This window comes from Oryzophilus luti, assembly GCF_059726245.1.
The window spans coordinates 3,307,557-3,324,698 of the sequence record NZ_AP040874.1 but is presented as its reverse complement, the minus strand read 5'-3'; the positions used below and the strand labels follow the sequence as shown (position 1 = coordinate 3,324,698).

Annotated in this window: 18 protein-coding genes; 10 read left to right on the top strand and 8 right to left on the bottom strand. The window is 61.0% G+C overall.

Annotation, left to right across the window (positions count from 1 at the left end; genetic code table 11):
• Positions 1-10: 10 nt before the first annotated feature.
• From AC6IZO_RS14165 to rpmH, 6 genes are all read right to left on the bottom strand, one after another.
• Positions 11-403 carry a DUF3592 domain-containing protein gene (locus AC6IZO_RS14165; protein WP_497805735.1) on the bottom strand — a complete coding sequence of 131 codons (393 nt, stop codon included), beginning with the start codon at positions 401-403 and terminating at the stop codon, positions 11-13.
• A gap of 84 nt (positions 404-487) precedes the next feature.
• Positions 488-1,129: a Jag family protein gene (locus AC6IZO_RS14160; RefSeq protein WP_497805733.1), complete on the bottom strand. Its 642-nt coding sequence runs from the start codon at positions 1,127-1,129 to the stop codon at positions 488-490.
• 84 nt (positions 1,130-1,213) lie between these two features.
• Complete coding sequence (gene yidC, locus AC6IZO_RS14155) at positions 1,214-2,959, bottom strand: membrane protein insertase YidC (protein WP_497805731.1); 1,746 nt, start codon at positions 2,957-2,959, stop codon at positions 1,214-1,216.
• An 8-nt stretch (positions 2,960-2,967) separates the two neighbouring features.
• A complete protein-coding gene (yidD, locus tag AC6IZO_RS14150; protein ID WP_497805729.1) occupies positions 2,968-3,231 on the bottom strand; it encodes a membrane protein insertion efficiency factor YidD in 264 nt (87 codons plus the stop codon).
• The gene (rnpA, locus tag AC6IZO_RS14145; RefSeq protein WP_497805727.1) at positions 3,228-3,710 is read right to left on the bottom strand and encodes a ribonuclease P protein component; all 483 of its coding nucleotides are present in this window, start codon (positions 3,708-3,710) and stop codon (positions 3,228-3,230) included. The genes yidD and rnpA overlap by 4 nt, the downstream gene beginning before the upstream one ends.
• A 96-nt stretch (positions 3,711-3,806) precedes the next feature.
• The gene (rpmH, locus tag AC6IZO_RS14140) at positions 3,807-3,962 is read right to left on the bottom strand and encodes a 50S ribosomal protein L34 (protein WP_497805725.1); all 156 of its coding nucleotides are present in this window, start codon (positions 3,960-3,962) and stop codon (positions 3,807-3,809) included.
• A gap of 618 nt (positions 3,963-4,580) precedes the next feature.
• Here rpmH and dnaA point away from each other — a divergent pair.
• The 10 genes from dnaA (at position 4,581) to rpmE (ending at position 15,222) form a co-directional block, all read left to right on the top strand.
• Complete coding sequence (gene dnaA, locus AC6IZO_RS14135) at positions 4,581-5,957, top strand: chromosomal replication initiator protein DnaA (RefSeq protein ID WP_497805723.1); 1,377 nt, start codon at positions 4,581-4,583, stop codon at positions 5,955-5,957.
• A gap of 621 nt (positions 5,958-6,578) precedes the next feature.
• Positions 6,579-7,724, top strand: a complete 1,146-nt coding sequence (dnaN, locus tag AC6IZO_RS14130; protein WP_497805721.1) for a DNA polymerase III subunit beta — start codon at positions 6,579-6,581, stop codon at positions 7,722-7,724.
• Between the two features lie 12 nt (positions 7,725-7,736).
• Positions 7,737-8,084 carry a hypothetical protein gene (locus tag AC6IZO_RS14125; protein ID WP_497805719.1) on the top strand — a complete coding sequence of 116 codons (348 nt, stop codon included), beginning with the start codon at positions 7,737-7,739 and terminating at the stop codon, positions 8,082-8,084.
• Between the two features lie 93 nt (positions 8,085-8,177).
• The gene (locus AC6IZO_RS14120) at positions 8,178-9,068 is read left to right on the top strand and encodes a vWA domain-containing protein (protein ID WP_497805717.1); all 891 of its coding nucleotides are present in this window, start codon (positions 8,178-8,180) and stop codon (positions 9,066-9,068) included.
• A gap of 316 nt (positions 9,069-9,384) precedes the next feature.
• On the top strand, positions 9,385-9,786 hold the full coding sequence (gene mscL, locus AC6IZO_RS14115) for a large conductance mechanosensitive channel protein MscL (protein ID WP_497805715.1): 402 nt from the start codon (positions 9,385-9,387) through the stop codon (positions 9,784-9,786).
• A 416-nt stretch (positions 9,787-10,202) separates the two neighbouring features.
• Positions 10,203-12,845 carry a DNA topoisomerase (ATP-hydrolyzing) subunit B gene (gene gyrB / locus AC6IZO_RS14110; RefSeq protein WP_497805713.1) on the top strand — a complete coding sequence of 881 codons (2,643 nt, stop codon included), beginning with the start codon at positions 10,203-10,205 and terminating at the stop codon, positions 12,843-12,845.
• Positions 12,846-12,981: 136 nt separating this feature from the next.
• On the top strand, positions 12,982-14,184 hold the full coding sequence (locus tag AC6IZO_RS14105; protein ID WP_497805711.1) for a glycosyltransferase family 87 protein: 1,203 nt from the start codon (positions 12,982-12,984) through the stop codon (positions 14,182-14,184).
• A 246-nt stretch (positions 14,185-14,430) separates the two neighbouring features.
• Positions 14,431-14,718, top strand: a complete 288-nt coding sequence (locus AC6IZO_RS14100) for a hypothetical protein (protein WP_497805709.1) — start codon at positions 14,431-14,433, stop codon at positions 14,716-14,718.
• A 2-nt stretch (positions 14,719-14,720) separates the two neighbouring features.
• Positions 14,721-14,918 carry a hypothetical protein gene (locus tag AC6IZO_RS14095; protein WP_497805707.1) on the top strand — a complete coding sequence of 66 codons (198 nt, stop codon included), beginning with the start codon at positions 14,721-14,723 and terminating at the stop codon, positions 14,916-14,918.
• Between the two features lie 91 nt (positions 14,919-15,009).
• Entirely contained in the window at positions 15,010-15,222 is a 213-nt protein-coding gene (gene rpmE, locus AC6IZO_RS14090; RefSeq protein ID WP_497805705.1) for a 50S ribosomal protein L31, read from the top strand.
• 187 nt (positions 15,223-15,409) lie between these two features.
• Here rpmE and AC6IZO_RS14085 read toward each other — a convergent pair whose 3' ends face one another.
• Both AC6IZO_RS14085 and AC6IZO_RS14080 read right to left on the bottom strand, forming a co-directional pair.
• A complete protein-coding gene (locus tag AC6IZO_RS14085; protein ID WP_497805703.1) occupies positions 15,410-16,009 on the bottom strand; it encodes a hypothetical protein in 600 nt (199 codons plus the stop codon).
• Complete coding sequence (locus tag AC6IZO_RS14080; protein ID WP_497805701.1) at positions 16,006-17,142, bottom strand: DUF2157 domain-containing protein; 1,137 nt, start codon at positions 17,140-17,142, stop codon at positions 16,006-16,008. The genes AC6IZO_RS14085 and AC6IZO_RS14080 overlap by 4 nt, the downstream gene beginning before the upstream one ends.

Genomic DNA, 17,142 nt, shown 5'->3' with positions numbered 1-17,142 from the left:
GCGATGCGGTCTACTTCACCGGCGCAGAGCCGAGAAAGTCCGGGATCACTGCGACCGACTCCTGCGGGTTATGCGGGTTGTAGCGAACCTCAATGCTTGCTCCGCCCGGCAGAACGCGTTGAACATCGTCTTCGCTGCGGATGGTGGCTGATTTCTCCACTGGCATCTCTCCCGAGAAGTACTCGCCACTCACCTGGTAGGCATAGCGCATGGTCGTGATGCCGTGGCCCTGTTCCTCCAACCGCGCATAGCTGTGGACTGTGCCCCAAACCGTTGGCCAGTGAACCGAGCGTGACAGAGCAAGCCGCCGCGCAAACCAACTCAGGAACGCCAGCAGACAGACAAACGCGAGCTTTTCGGCGAGTGGAAGGAATGGCTTCACAAACTCAAGGTCTGGAGACATTGGTGCACTATACCAGCGCAAAAAGGAAGGAGCCATGAACTCTGCCTGAATTCATGGCTCCCTCGAAAGTTGATTTGTATCGGCCTATCGCCGTCCGCGTCCACGCGGGCCACGACGATCTCCGTGCCCGCCACGATCGCCATCGCGGCGAGGACCGCGATCGCGCCCACCGCCGCCGCCGCGTCCACCACGGCGAGGCACGGTCGGCTCGGGCAACTTGCCCTTGAAGTCCTTGGGCACCACCACCAGGTGGCGAGACGGGCCTTCGCCGGTGCTCTCCGTGCGCAGGTCGTCGGCGTCACGCAGCGCCAGATGCACAATGCGGCGCTCGCGGCTGCTCATGGGGGCGAACGGGTAGGGCACGCCGGTCTTGCGGACCTTCTCGGCGGCCACTTCGGCGGCCATCTTCAGCTCGTCAAAGCGGGCGGCGCGGAAGCCCATGGCGTCGAAGGCGATCTTCTCGTGGTCGTCGATGCCGACCTTGACGGCCTCGAGCGCGATGGTCTCCAGCGCGCGCAGCAACTCACCGCCGCGCTCCAGCAGCATGCCGGCATCGGAGCCGCTGAAGTCCACGAGGATGACCGGCTTCTCCCAGTCCTGGTCGTGCGCCTGTGCCGGCGGGTCAACCGTGATCTTGTACTTCAGCTTGAAGCCGCCGAGCTTGATGATGCTGGTCAGCAGTTCGTGGATGCGCTTTGCTTTTTCGATCTTGTCCTGAATGGCCATACGCTCTCCCTCTCGCGGTTCCGGGGACTTCTTAATTCTCATCGGTGCCGCCGCCGGCCCTGCAGCCGACGGCGGTCCGGACTGCTAATTCTTACCCTTGCCCTGCTGCTTGCGCACGCGCTTTTCGGCGATGGCACGCATCTCCTTGCCCAGTGCGCTGTGGTTCATGATGTACTGCTGCCCGATGCCGACGATGGTGCCGGTGACCCAGTACAGTGCCAGGCCGCTCGGGTAAGCGTAGCTCATGGAGCCGAAGATAATCGGCATCATGAAGTTCATCATGCGCTGCTGTTCGGCGCTCATGCCCGTATTCGGCGTCATGCGCTGCATCAGGAACATGCTGGCCACAATCAGCACCGGCAACACAAAGAAGCGGTCCGGCTGGGAAAGATCGTTGAGCCAGTAGAAGTTGGCCTGGCGCATTTCAAACGCGTTGGCCAGCATGCCGTAGAAGGCGAACAGGAACGGCATCTGGATGAGCAGCGGCAGGCAGCCTGCAGCAGGGTTGATGTTGTGCTCGGCGTAGATGGCGTTGATCTCCTGCGTCATCTCCGCCCGCCGCGGATCATTCAGCTTGAACTGCTTGTACTTCTGCTGAATCTGCTGGATGTGCGGCGAGACCTTCTGCATCTCCAGGGCTGAGCGCATGCTCTTCCAACGCAGCGGCATCAGCACCAGGTTGATGATGACGGTCAGGACAATGATGGTCCAGCCCCAGTTGGGGATGAACTTCTTCTCCGTCCAGCGCGCCCAGGCAAACAGCGGCTTGGCAATCAGCGACCAGAAGCCGAAATCCTGCACGGCCTCAATGCTGTTGCCCGAAGCGGTCTTCACCGAGGCGAGCACGTCGACCGACTTCGGTCCGACGTAGAGGCGCTGGCTGACCGGGCCGCCAATGCTGCCCACGGCCGTGCCGAGCAGATCAACATCCACCTTGTCGGCCGTCGGCTTCGACGGGTCCTTGGGAACCTGGAGTCCGTTGCGCAACTGCACCAGGGTCGCCGACTGCGGCGTCACCGGCATAAAGACGGCGGCAAAGTACTGGTCGCTGGAGGCGGCCCACTCAAACGGACCATTCAGCACGTGACCGGTGCCAATGTCCTTGCCCTTGCGGTCGGCCTTCAGGCGTTCAAGCTTGCTGCCGGTGAAGTAGTCGATGTGCTGGTTGACGTAGCTGGCGGCCTGCGTCATGTCGCCAAGGCCGGAGGGCCAGGCAACCAGCGCGGTCTCATAGTGGCCGTTGCGCTGCACGCTGGTGTCAATCTTCACGACGTAGGTGTCGTCGAAGCTGAACGTCTTCTTCACCACCAGGCCGCCTTCCGAGAACTGGAAGGTCAGCGAGCGCGGCAGCGGGCCGCTGCCATCGGTGGAGGCAACGTAGAGCGCCGAGTTCAACTGCGTGGTCAGCGCCGTGTCCCAACTCCAGAAGGAGAGCGGGGAGCCGTACTGCGCCGAAGCCGCATGAACCAGTTCGAGCGGCTTGCCGGCTTCATCCTTGTGTTGCTTGAGCTGCCAGCTCTTTACCAGGCCGCCGCGGTTGGTGAACGTAATGCGGTAAACGCTGTTCTCCACCACCGTTTCGGCTTCACTGGAGGCCTGCACCGTGGCCACAGGTGCCGCAGGCGCGGTGGCTGCCGCCTGCTGCATGCTGGCCGGAGCCTGGGACGGTTGCTGCGTCTGCTGCGCCGCGGCTTTCTGCGCCTGCTCCGCCGGCTTCTGCGAGCGGAACATCTGCTGCATCAGCAGCAGGGCGACAAACAGGACAACAAAGGAGACAAGGAGCCGCTTTTCGGCTCCGGGTTCATTCTGCGGGTTGCGATACTCGGTCAAGGGATTGCCTATCCTTTTGCCAATCTTGTGTCACAGCCGCCGTCGTGCTGGTGGGCGCGCGGAGGCACCGGGTCATAGCCATGTCCGCCGAACGGATGGCAGCGGAGAATGCGTTTCAATGCGAGCCAGCTTCCGGCCAGCGCGCCGTGCTCGGTAATGGCCTCGGCGGCATACTCCGAACAGGTCGGCGTATAGCGGCAGGCGGGCGGCAGCGCGGGGGAAAGCCAGCGCTTATAGATACGCAGAAGAGCCAGCAGAAGATCGGCCATCATCGGCGGACCTGCCTTTTCTCACGCGGCAGCCGTGGACGCGCCGGAGCGCCGCCACGGTCGAGCACAACACGGAAAGCGCGCTCCACCTCCGCCGTAATTCCGGCAAAGTCGGTGGTCAGCGCGCTCCGCTTGGGGTTGATGACAATGTCGACCGGCTCAGTGAGCGGGGCCAGCATGGCCAGATGAAAGCGTACAGCTTCGCGCAGGCGCCGCCGTATACGGTTGCGCTCCACGCTGTTGCCGACCGCTTTGGGCACCGTGAAACCGACGCGCACGGCGGAAACAGCTCCGCCCGGCTGCGCGCAGCCCGCCTCCGCTTCGCCACTGGGCGAGATGACGGGGGCCGGCTGGTTTCGCAGATAAAAGACGTTCATATTCCCGGAGAAGTGACGCTTGCCTTGCTGATAGACGCGTTGAAAGTCCGCGCGTTTGAGCAGGTGCGACGATTTCGGGAACTTGCCTTTCGGTGTGCCGCTCACAAGTGATGTTCCGCCTCAGAGGCCGCCTGAGCGGCCCGCTGAAAATCTGGTGCATCTGGCATCAAGCCCGCCGGTCGCACCGCTCGCGGAACCTGGCTAGTCGCGGTAGCCCGGGTTTACCGAGACGCGCTTGCGTCCCTTGGCACGACGCCGGGAAAGGACCGCCTGGCCGCTCTTGGTCTTCATACGCTGCCGGAATCCGTGCACCTTGGCGCGTTTGCGGCGATTAGGTTGAAATGTGCGCTTGGGCATGACTGGTTACTGCGCTCCTACCTACTGGAAATGACTTGAGACAAAGGGAAAGTATACAGGATGAACCGTCATCACGCCAAACCGGGGGCGCTTCACGCTTCCTCCGGCATTCCCGTCGCCATGCTGACGGTGCGGCAACAGGCTCACACACAACAAAAGTTGGCGCGGCGGAAAGATTTTTTTCGTGGCCTTCGGCGACGCTGGTGGACGCGGTTTCGCACAGGCATGGGTGCAATTTCCTGAGCGGCGGAGCACGAAAGACGCGGATGAAAAGATTTATGCACCATGCGTGCGACAGTTAGCAACTCAGCACTTGACACATCGCCCGCCGGAGCGCAAAACATTTCAATCGTCGTTCATGTTTGTTCGTGGCTCGCGTCCCCCGGCCCCACGAATTCGTGCTAGCATTCGATACGGTCGTACGAGTTCCGGCCCGCATTCCCCGTAAGTGTTGCCTCGTAGCGGAAAGTCTCGAGTCCCCGGGTGTGCCTGCGCGATTGCTTCGAATTTTGACGACGACATTTTGATAACTGGTTCCATGCTGGGCCACGCTCCGGGCTGTGCATTTCCGCCCGGATTTTCATGCTCGCGAAACCAGTCTTTGGGTTCTGAAAATTCATGTCCACTTTGTACGCATCTGCGCCTAATCCCTGGACTCGCATCCTGGACGCGCTGGAAAAGAAGGTCAACCGCCACTCTTACGACGTGTGGCTGAAGCCCACCCGCTTCTCGCACTCTGCCGATAACAAGCTGTTCGTGCAGGTGCCCAACGCCGAGTTCCAACAAATTGGCGAGCGTTATAACGATCTGATTCTGGAAGCCATCGACGACCTGGGACTTGAGTTCCAGGACGTGGAGTTCGTGCTGCCTCCGGCGGAGGACCCGGCGGCCACCGCCGTGGTGCACAACGGCGGGCTGAACGCCCCGGCGGCTGCCGGCGCGCGTCCGGCGCAGTCGCGCTTTGACTTTGACGGAGCCTCGCAGCTCAACCAGCGTTACACCTTCGATGCCTTCGTCATCGGCAGTGGCAACCAGTTTGCCCATGCCGCTGCACAGGCCGCCGCCGAGCGGCCCGGCAAGGCTTACAACCCTCTGTTCCTGTATGGCGGTGTCGGCATGGGCAAAACCCACCTGATGCAGGCCATTGGACACGAGGTGAAGCGCCGCCAGCCGGACGCGGCCATCTACTACTGCTCGACCGAGAAGTTCACCAACGAGATGATCAACTCGATCAAGCACGACAAGATGGTGAGCTTCCGCGACCGCTTCCGCGGTGTGGACGTGCTGCTGATCGACGACATCCAGTTCCTGGCCCAGAAGGAGCGCACGCAGGAGGAGTTCTTCCACACCTTCAATGCGCTGCATGACGCCAACAAACAGATCGTCATCGCCAGCGACCGTCCGCCGAAAGAGCTGGCCGAGATCGAGGACCGCCTGCGCTCGCGCTTTGAGTGGGGCCTCATCGCCGACATTCAGCCGCCCGACCTCGAAACCAAGATCGCCATTTTGCAGAAGAAGGCCGAGACCGAGCACGTGGTGCTGCCCGACGATTGCGCGCAGTTCATCGCCAGCAACATCCGCAGCAACGTGCGCGAGCTGGAAGGCGCACTGATTCGCCTGGTCGCCTACGCTTCGCTGACCGGCGTCAGCATCAGCCTGCAGACGGCGCAGCAGGTGCTCAAGAACTTTATCGACCAGCAGAGCCGCAAGGTCTCCATCGAGGCCATCCAGAAGACGGTGAGCGAGCAGTTCGGCCTGCGCGTGCCGGAGATCAAGGCGAAGAACAACTCGCGGCAGATTGTCTTCCCGCGCCAGATCGCCATGTATCTGGCCAAGCACCTGACCGAGGCTTCGCTGCCGGAAATTGGACGCCAGTTCGGCGGCAAGCACCACACCACCGTGCTGCACTCCATTGAGAAGATTGAGAACCAGCGCAAGGACGACAAGGACCTGAACCGGCTGCTCAACAAGCTGACCGAGACGCTCAGCAACTAGACTTGCTTGGCAGAAATTCCACGGGGCGCGGCTACGGTCGCGCCCCTTCGCATTTGCGCATGAACGAGCGGGTGCCCCAGGTTCGGCTCGCGCAGCGAGGCTAACCTGGGATGCGATTCCTTCCCACCGTCGAATGACGGATTCCCGCTCAACAGATCACGGCATCCCAGGTTAACGCCCGACAACTGGGCGTGAACCTGGGGCACCCGGGGCAACTTGCCTCTCATACTGATCTGTCATGGTGAGCGAAGCGCGCGCCCCGCTCGGGCGCACGCGGAGTCGAACCACCCTGTGTTTGCCCGGCGCTTCCGCAGAAGAGCAACACACAGGGGTCCTCCGCTCCGCGCCTGTAACGCTCCGGTCGGAATGACATTTCCGGAGCATCCGGGGCAACCCGGCCCGGAAACGCATGTTTTCCGCGTCAATTGCGGTTCTGCACCACTATCTGCAGTTTCTGACAGCTTTTGCACGCCTTTTCCAGAGGACCTTTTGTTAATACTGGTCTTTCAGGATTTTCTTTTGATATAAGTGCAAGCGTAAGAATGCCGTAGAATCTTTGGAAGCGATTTTGCGGGCATTTTCCACCGCCTGATCCAGGCGGGCTAGAGAGGGCGGAGAACAATGGCTGAGACAGCGATCGCACAGGGGACTGCTATGGAGATTACGGTCAGCAAGTTTGATCTGCTGAAGGAACTCACCGCGACCCAGGGCGTGGTGGAACGCAAGACGACGATTCCGATTCTCTCCAACTTCCTCTTTGAGGCCATCGAAGGCGCGCTGACCATCACCGCCACCGACCTTGACCTGAGCCTGCGCACCTCGTGCGCGGCCAACGTCAAGAAGGCCGGCTCCTGCACTATCCCCGCGCGCAAGCTCTACGACTACGTAAAACTGCTCGGCGACGGCGACATCTCGCTCAAGCTGCTGGAGAACCACTGGGTCAACATCCGCAGCGGCCGCTCCAACACCAAGATGGTCGGCATGGCGCGCTCCAACTTCCCCAGCGTGCCGCAGTTCCCGGAAAACGACGCCGTCAAGATTCCGGCCGACGTGCTGCACAACATGATCGCCAAGACGATCTTCGCCATCTCCAACGAGGAGAGCCGCTACACGCTGAACGGCGCGCTGCTGCTGTTGAAGCCCGAGTCGATCACGATGGTGGCCACCGACGGACACCGCCTGGCCCACGTGGTGAAGGAAGGCGTTGAATTCGCCGTGCAGGGTGAGCAGAAGACGCTGGTGCCGCGCAAGGCCATGAGCGAGCTGATGTCGCTCATCAACGCCAGCGACGAAGAGTTCATCGAGTTCGCCAAGGACGACTCCACGCTGTTCTTCCGCGTGGGTTCTCGCCTGCTGACCTCACGCCAGCTCACCGGCCAGTTCCCGAACTACGAGGCCGTTCTTCCCAAGGACAACCCGCGCTCCATCACGGTCAGCGCCGCCGAACTGGCTTCAGCCATTCAGCGCGTGGCGCAGTTCGCCGACGAGCGCTCGGGCGCCATCAAGGTTCGCCTGGAAAGGAACGAGCTGCGCATCTCCTCGAGCTCGACCGAAACCGGCGAGTCCGAGGATTCAATCGAGACGCCGTACGATGGCGAGGCCATGACCATCGGCTTCAACTCGCATTACCTGCTCGACTTCCTCAAGTCCTCCGAGACGCCCGAGGTCCGCATCGAGTTCAAGGACGCGCAGTCGGCCGGTCAGCTCCGCCCCGGCGAAGGCGACGACTACAAGTACCGCTACGTCGTCATGCCCATGCGCATCTGAGGCCAGAAGATTATGAGAAACCCAAAGTGGACGAAGGACGAGCTGATATTGGCGTTGAATCTCTACTTTGAAGTGCCGCGGTCACAGATCAACGCAGGCAACCCAAAAGTCGTTGAGCTTAGCGAGATTCTCAACAAGCTGCGTGCAGCTACACCTGATGACGAGTTGAAATACAGAAACCCTAACGGCGTAGCGATGAAGCTCCACAATTTCAGCAGATGGGATTCGTCGATTCATGGTTCTGGACTCTCTCATGGCAACAAGCTAGAGAAGGTTGTTTGGGAAGAGTTTTCTCAGAGTAGATCGGCACTTGCAGAGCTTGCCGCGACACTGAGTTCAAAAGTATCGCAGGCAAGTTAGTCCTACGGTTTGTAGGTTAAAAGGCGCTCCCCGTAAGCGCCTTTTCTATTTTGCCGGTTGACGCCTCACTGAGGACTGCCTAGACTTCCGCGCATGATCCGCCCGGCGATTTTTGCAGCACTTTTCAGTTTGCTCCTTTCGACCACAGGCCTTTCGGCGCAGTCATCCACTGCAGTATCCCCTGCCTCTGAGACCCTGGAGTTATTCATAGGCTGCTACAGCGAGAAGCCGCCTACTCCGGTTCTCACACTGGAAAAGATAACGGCAACGGGTGCCGGGTTGAAGAGGTTGACGGCTCTCCCCGCGGAAACAGCGCTCGATTATGTGGTGTTGTTCGACGTCAGCTCGTCGGCAAAGCAGGTGTTGGGCGTGCAGGATGCGATTGCGGCAAGCCTTCTCCATTCGATCGTTCGCGCGGGACGCGATCGTGGGACGATCGTATTCATCCAGTCGACTCCGCTGGCGGCCAGTGGCTTTACCACGGATCCTGAGTTGATCTTGAAGGCTCTGCATTCGGCAGGGGCGCAGGATGGCACCGCCTTTTACGAAGCGCTTTCCCTGGCTGCCGACAAGTTGATGGCCCTCCCCTCCCCGGGCCCGCGCTTCGTCTTTGCCGCCACCGACGGTGAGGACACCTGGAGCAAACTGTCGCTGGAGGAGATCACAAAGAAGCTGATGACGGCCGGAATTCATGTCATCGCCGTTTCCCCCTCAGACTCGCCAGCGGGCTCGCGGGGTGAAAGAGTTCTGCGCGAACTCACTACAAAGACCGGCGGATTTTACTTTTCTGCTGGAGGAGCAGCCTCGGAGGAAAAGCTGAAGAAGTCCTCTCAAAAGGAACTTGCCCAGCTCACCTCGCTCTTCCAGCACTGGTACAGGTTGGAAGTCGAACGCCCGGCTCCAGCAGGTAGCGCACACAAACTCGGCCTGAAGGAGAAGGCCGGGTGCAAGCTGGTCGCGCCAGCGGTGTTGCCTGCCAACTAACTTGAGAAATTCTTCTGTACTGTCATGGTGAGCGGAGCGCGCGCCTCACCAGGCGCACGCGGAGCCGAACCACCTTGTGTTTGTTGCGCTCTTTCGCAAAAGAGCAACACACAAGGTTCCTCCACTCCGCGCCTGCGGCGCTGCGGTCGGAATGACATTCCGCGAGAGGGATGCGCAGTGTCAGGCGTGCAGTCTGTGCAGGAATTCAGCGGCAATTGCAACGGCCTTACACTTTCCCTGTTGCGCTCTGCGCGCGTGACCGTTACTCTTTCGCCATCGCATTGGGGACGCTGCTTACGCACCTCAGGAGGGTCGGATGCTCAAGGGATTTCGTGATTTCATCATGCGCGGCAACGTGGTGGACCTGGCGGTCGGCGTCGTGATCGGCGCGGCCTTCGGAGCCGTGGTCACCTCGTTCACCAAGGACCTGCTGACGCCGGCCATCGCGGCCATTGTCGGCAAACCGGACTTCTCCGCCGTGGCCATTACGCTGAACGGCAGCAAGCTGATGGTGGGTAACTTCCTGAACGCGCTGATCAGCTTCCTGCTGGTGGCGGGCGCCGTCTACTTTGCCGTAGTGGTGCCGATGAACGCCTTTATGAAGCGCTTTGCCGCCGCTCCCGAGGCCGCACCCGCTACGAAGAAGTGTCCTGAGTGCGCCATGGAGATTGCGGTGGAAGCGCGCCGCTGCCCGCACTGCACCAGCCAAATCGGGTAGTACAGCGTCCCAGGTTAGCGCCAACAACAGGCGCGAACCTGGGGCACCCGAAGGCGCATTCAATCCCGCCAGGCTGTCATGGTGAGCGAAGCACGCGCCTCGCAGAGATCCGCGCGGAGTCGAACCATCTTGTGTTTTTCCGCCGCGGCCACACAGACCACCCGAACACAAGGTTCCTCCACTCCGCGCCTGCGGCGCTCCGGTCGGAATGACATTCCAAGGCGAAACGCAACCGAGGATAAGCGGAATTGAGCGCGAATTTAGATGCGCCTTTTCTTCGCCTGTCATCCTCTCGGCGCAACCTCTGTCAACAAAACCTGGACGCCCTGTTTCGACCACCCGTAAGCTATTGTTCCCCATATATTTATGAGCTTTCGGCAGAGACCGAAATATGGTAGAATTGTTGTGGAAAATAAATGTCTTCAAAGCCTGCAAACTCTGTCGGAAAAGAGAACAACAACATCGTGGAAGAAACCAAGAAGAACAACGGAACCAACGGTGAGAACGGCTACACAGCCGACTCGATCAAAGTTCTGGGCGGCATGGAAGCTGTGCGTAAGCGCCCGGCCATGTACATCGGTTCGACCGGTGAAATGGGCCTGCACCACCTTGTCTATGAAGTCGTAGACAACTCGGTGGACGAGGCGCTGGCCGGCTTTGCCTCCAAGATTTCCGTCACCATCCACGACGACAACTCCATCACCGTGGACGACGATGGACGCGGCATTCCGGTTGGTCCGATGGAGCACGACGGCGAGATGGTTCCGGCCGTGCAGGTGGTGCTCACCGTGCTGCACGCGGGCGGCAAGTTCGATAGCTCCACCTACAAGGTTTCCGGCGGTCTGCACGGCGTCGGCGTCAGCTGCGTCAACGCGCTGAGCGACGAATTCAACGTGGAGATCTGGCGTCCGGATGAGAAGGGCGAAGGCCCCTACGTGTGGACGCAGGATTACTCGCGCGGCGTGCCGCAGACGAAGCTGAAGCGCGGCGGCGCCACCAAGAAGACCGGCACGCGCATTCATTTCCATCCCGACCCGGAGATCTTCACGGTCACCGAGTACAGCTTTGACACGCTGGCCAACCGCCTGCGCGAACTCGCCTTTCTGAATAAGGGCCTCATCATCACGCTGACCGACGAGCGCACGATGGACGCCAAGACCGGCGAGGCCAAGCACGCCGAGTTCAAGTACATGGGCGGCATCGCCGAGTTCATCAAGCACCTGAACCGCGGCAAGAATGTGCTGCATGAAAAGCCGATCTACATGGAAGCCGAGCGCGACGGCGTGGCCATGGAAATCGCCATGCAGTACAACGACGCTTACAGCGAAACGGTCTTCAGCTTCGCCAACAACATCAACACCATTGACGGTGGCACGCACCTCTCCGGCTTCCGCACCTCGCTGACGCGCACCATCAACGCCGCCGGCCAGTCGCTGGGGCTGTTCAAGGACGTGAAGGAAAACCTCTCGGGCGATGATGTTCGCGAGGGCCTGGTGGCGGTGGTCAGCGTGAAGCTGCCGCAGCCGCAGTTTGAAGGCCAGACCAAGGGTAAGCTCAACTCCGACATCGCCGGCATTGTGCAGGCGTTCGTGAATGAGCGGCTGGGCGCGTTCTTTGAGCAGAACCCGACGGTGGCCCGCAAGATCATCAACAAGGCGATTGAAGCCAGCCGCGCGCGCGAAGCTGCACGCAAGGCCCGCGACCTCACGCGCCGCAAGGGCGCGCTCGACGGCGGCGGACTGCCGGGCAAACTGGCCGATTGCAGCGAACGCGACCCGCAGCGCTGCGAAGTCTACCTGGTCGAGGGCGAGAGCGCAGGCGGCACCGCCAAGCAGGGCCGCGACCGCCGCTTCCAGGCCATTCTGCCGCTGCGCGGCAAAATCCTGAACGTGGAGAAGGCGCGCTACGACAAAATGCTGGGCCACGAGGAAATCCGCTCGATGATCACCGCCTTTGGCGCGGGCATCGGCAAGGAAGACTTCGATGTTGCCAAGCTGCGCTACGGCAAAATCATCCTGATGACCGATGCCGACGTCGACGGCTCGCACATCCGCACGCTGCTGCTGACGTTCTTCTTCCGCCACATGACGGAGCTGATCAAGCGCGGCAACGTCTACATTGCGCAGCCGCCGCTCTACCGCATCAAGAAGGGCAAATTCGAGCAGTACATCAAGAACGAAGGCGAGTTTGTGAAAGTGATGGTCAAGCGCGCCTCCGAGGGCATCATTGTCCGCTACGGAGAAGGCGCGGCCAAGCTGGAAGGTGCGGCGCTGGCTTCGTTCATGACCAGCCTGAACGAGTACCTGGCCTTCTACGAGAAGGTGAACAAGCGCGTCCGCAACGAGATCATCACCGAGATGCTGCCTGAACTCGGCCTGACGAAGAAGGAAGACTTCAGCGGCACGGCCGACGCGGCTCCGGAAAAGATCCTGAAGCTGGAAGCCGAGGTGCAGAAGCTGGAGAAGCAGTTCGAGTTCCTGTCGAAGCCGGAGAAGTACTTTGACGAGGAGCACGAGTTGTGGGGCGTGCGCTTTGTGAACGCGCAGGGCTCCGAGCATAAGCTGAACTGGGAGCTGTGCGCTTCGCCCGAGTACCGGCAGATGATGCACAAGTTCGACAAGATCAAACAGTACATGCAGGCTCCGTATGTGGTGGAGACCGTGGGCAAGGCCGCCAAGGAGAACCACGACGAGGAGCTGAGCGACGCCGAGAAGGCCGATCTGGCCAAGGCCGAGGCGAAGAACATCCGCGCCCCGCGCCGCAAGTCGGGCGAGCCGGAGATCGTCGAGAAGCAGACGGTGCGCGAGCTGTTCGAGTACGTACTCGGCGAAGGCAAGAAGGAGTACAGCGTGCAGCGCTACAAAGGGCTGGGCGAAATGACCGCCGAGCAACTGTGGCAGACCACGATGGACCCCGAACGCCGCACGCTGCTGGAAGTGAAGCTCGAGGACCTGACCGAAACGGAGAACATCTTCTCCACGCTGATGGGCGAAGACGTGGAATCACGCCGCAAGTTCATCGAGGAGAATGCGCTCGAGGTCAAGAACCTGGATATCTAACCCGAGTCTGTTTGCAGAAGTTGGAGACGGCCGCCGCACACGCAGCGGCCGTTTTCTATTGCAGGCTTTTCTCTCCGCAAAGAGCCGTTGGGAATGCTTGCACTCGCCGCGAAACCGGTGCGGTATAGTGGGCCGTATGGCAGCCCTGGGGCCGCGGGAGATAGTCAGCGAGCATTCGGAGCCGGTGCATGCAGCCCCGGCCGCACCGCGCCATGCCGTGCTGACATGGATGTTTGCCGCGTTTGCAATTCAGGCGATGGTGCTTGTGGCGTTGCTTCTGCTGCCCGGCGCAGCCAGGGCGCTGGCGGAGCACCTCAGCTTTGGCCTCGACTATCGCGACTTTTATCTGGCAGCCGAAGACTACAGTAAAGGGATCGATCCGTATTTGCGCGGGCGATTGTTTTCGCCGCCGTTTTCCTTCCTGCCGGGTTTCCTCTTCCAGTGGGCAACGCTGCAATGGGCGGTGCGGCTGTTCGCGGTGGTCAACCTGGCGCTCGTGGTTGGCTCCGCCCATTGGTTAGGCCGCCATTTTCAACTGAGCCGCTGGAACCTGTATCTACTCGACGGCGTGGTGCTGCTGTTCTACCCGCTTCATTTTCTGGTGGAGCGCGGAAACACCGATGGCATCGTGCTGGCTCTGCTGAGCGGGTTTCTCATCGCGCGCCGCCCCGTCGTCCGCGCACTTCTGCTGGGACTGAGCGTTGCAGTGAAAATCTACAGCGCGCTGTTTGTTGCGGTGCTGCTGTGGAGAAGGCAATGGAAGTCAGCGCTGATTTCCATGACAACGCTCGTTGTGGTGCAGCTTCCGTTCGCATGGCTGCTGCCATCGTTTGCGCACGCGGTTCTGGGGCGCTCAGGCGTATGGCGCGCGGATGAGAATCTGAGCCCGGCGGTTTATTTCTCGCTGCTTTTTGGCGGACAGCCGCCGTGGAAGATGGTGTACGGTGCGGTGTGGATCGCTGCTGCTCTCTTTGTGCTGGTCCGTACACGCGTTGCCGCTGAAAAATTCGATTGGACGCGATTCCTCCCGCTCATGATCTCCTTTCCGGCGCTGGTGTACAGCTATTCGGCCGTGGTGACGTTGCCGCTTCTGGTAAAGATTGCCGCCAACTGCCAGCAGCGTAGAGCAACGGATGCCGAACGCCTGATGGTTGCAGGATTTCTCCTGCTGGGCTTCCAGGAAGTGCCCTGGTTCAGCTGCCTCTCGGTTCTGACGCCGCTTGCCGCGATCACACATCTTGCTTGCCCGCTTGGGACGTTGTTGCTGTTGGCGGGTGTTTGCCGCATGCGCGAAGAAGATGTGCCAGGCGCCGTTCTGTCGGCTGCGAGTGCGCGCTGAACTTTTCTCCGCCACCGGCCGTATCAGCCATCAGCCTCGCTAAGTACAGCCTGAAACACTTTCGGGGCCGGCGAACGACATAGGCGCCGCGCCCCGTTTTCGCGCGCCTGCGAGTATGGCGCGAGCGGATGGCCGTTTGTGCGTGGCATCACCCTAGGTTAGGTTTCCATGCGCCGCAGAAGTTCTGCGTCAGCGCGGCGCAATCGTGGCATGGTTCCGGCGCGGGCTTTGTTGTAGGCTGTTGGCATGACACCCTCCGACGCAGCCGCCGTGCGCCAGCCGAGCTGGTTCGTGCGCTTTCTGATGGCGCTGGTTCGCATCCTGTTCCTCACCGTTTTGTTCGCCGCCCTGGGCATGGCTCTCGGGTTGGCCACCGGCATCTTCCTCACCATCTTCGGCGCGGCCATTCACGGCTCGCAGCCGGACATGCGGCAGGCCTACCTGCGCTTCGCCATTCCGTTCGCCTCTGTCTGCGGCGGAGCCACGTTCCTGTTCCAGGTGGTGAACACCTTGCGCCGGGCGGGGAAGCGATAGCCGTGGCCAGCTACCTGACGCAAGCGCCCAAGGGTATGTTCCGCGTGCTGACCACGGAGGACGGCCAGCAACTTCTGCTGGGCGATTTTGGCGGCTTCCGCGAAGCCTGCCTGGCGGCCGCCCGCAAAATGGACAGCCCTCAGGACGCCGCTCGGGTCTACGACGATGAGGGCCGCGAGGTGGGAAGGCTCGGGCAGTAAAGGAGTTAACCCGCTTGAAACGGGCTGCGGGTTGCGCGTGCGGGGCAAAACACGGTATCATCAGATGTTTGCACCAGAGGTTCGAATAGACATGAAAGCAGCGATTCACCCCAATTATCACGAGGTTAAGGTGGTTTGCGCGTGTGGCAACACGTTTGTGACGCGCTCTACCAACCCGGAAGATCTCCACGTTGAAATCTGCTCTGCCTGCCACCCGTTCTTTACGGGCAAGCAGAAGATGCTCGACACCGCTGGCCGTATCGAGCGCTTCCGCCGCAAGTACGCGAAGAAAGAGCAGAAGTAACGCCCAAGGGCGGCGGCCAATTTGGCTGCCCGGCCCCGTTGTGGATGAGACGAGAGTTGTAGTTGGCATGCAGGGCGCTGGGCGCGCCTTGTCCTAACCGTGCAGCCCAGCTGCCGCAACAAAGATCAAAGCCTCCGCTTGGCGGAGGCTTTTCTGTTTTGCGTCTGCTTTTGGGGAGGACGAGAAGTTATCGCAGGTCGAGCGGATGGATGACGCTCTCTTCCGGCTTTTTGACACCGAGCGCGATCGGCCGCGGCGGCCCCTGTTTCGGTACCGTGGCCAGCACCCAGAGCTGCTCGTCGCGATGCTCACGAAGCGGGTCTTTGGCGGTGTCAGGAATGAAGTAGAGCACCGGGGCGCGAAGATACAGCTCGTAGCTTCCTGGGCGGTAGATGGCCTCAAAGCGCAGGTGTTCCGGGCAATTCCACTGCTTATCGCTCACAACGTCGGCGATGGGCTGTGCGTAAGACCGGGGAACATTGAGGTCGCCACATTTTGTCTCGGATGTGAACTGAAGCTGGACATCCTGTTTTCTCACCGACTTCAACATCCGCTCGGTTTCGGCGGCGATCACTTCCTGCGGACGAGGATCGTTGACTTCGAGTTGCAGGCTCAGGTAGCGGCCCCGTATGGGCAGGTCGGGGTCGAACTGGCGCGCCTTGAACCAGGTGCGCGGGCAGTGCTGGCGGTCATAGAGCAGCTTGGCACCGACCGACGCCACGAGCAGCACATGGATGAGCGCCACGGCCACGGCCTTCGTCATCGGACTCATCTTGGAGAGCTTCATCGCGCTACCTCCCGCGTCTTTGCCGTCAGCTTGCGGCGGAACTGTTCGAGCTTCCAGCCGCCGAGCAGGAACAGCAGGCCGAACGCAATCAGCGAGGCTGAGCGCCCGAGCTTGTCCATGACCGTGGAGAAGTAGAAGGCGCAGATGGTGATGGCGAAGCCGGCCACGCCAAGGTTGATGCGCTCATTGCGCGCCTCTCGCACGCCCCAGTAGACCAGCGCAATGGAGCCGAGGGCGCACCAGGCGTAGGCGAACAGGTCGGAAAAGACGTCATCTTTCGGCACCTGCGCCATCACCAGCACCCACACTGCAAAACCAATTGGCCAGATGGCTGACTTCCGGCGCAGGAGCCACACCAGGCCAAGCGGCAGCAGGTACGCGCACAGGTATCCGAAGAAGAGCATTGCCGGTGAGAGTGGCCGGCTCATTCGCCAGTAGTAAGACTCACCTCGCCAAACCGCGAGCCAGATGGTGGCAGGCAGCAAAGCAATGGTTCCGATGACGTTCAGCGATCGGCGGAACGAACTGTTCTCTCCGGGGAGCACGGCGCCCATGTAGACAAGGGCCAGCACGGTAAGAAACTGCGTGATGAGTGCTTCTTCCTTTGGGGAGTGGAGGGCGCGCTGCGACCACTCGGAGATCATCCAGGCAGGGAAGAGCAGCGCGGCGATGGTTGACTGCACTACGTCGCGAAGAATTGCCCACGCAATGAGCGCCCCGATGGCCCACATCAGTACCGCGTTGGGCCAGTGCTCCTGCATGTTGAAGATCTGCCCGGCGAGAAAGATTCCAGCACCAAGCGTTGCGGTTCCGACGCCGTGCAGCGCCGTGGCCAGCAGCTTCATGCGGTCGGCAACGGCTCCAGCCGCCAGGTGGAAGGCTGCGGTCAGAATGATGACCAGGGTAAAGCGCTGACCGGGCGAAAGCTCGTCCCAGTGCGCGGCCACGAAGAGCAGCACGCCGGCGGCGACCATGATGGCTCCAAAGGTGATGGCCAGCCATACCTGCCAGCGTGCGGTTCCGTGCGTCTCGGCCTCTTCGTAGGCACGAATCCGCGCGGCTGTGGCTTCATCAATGACTGCCGCCTGCTGCCAGCTTGCGAGTTTCTGTTCGAGAGAATGAGAGATGGGCAT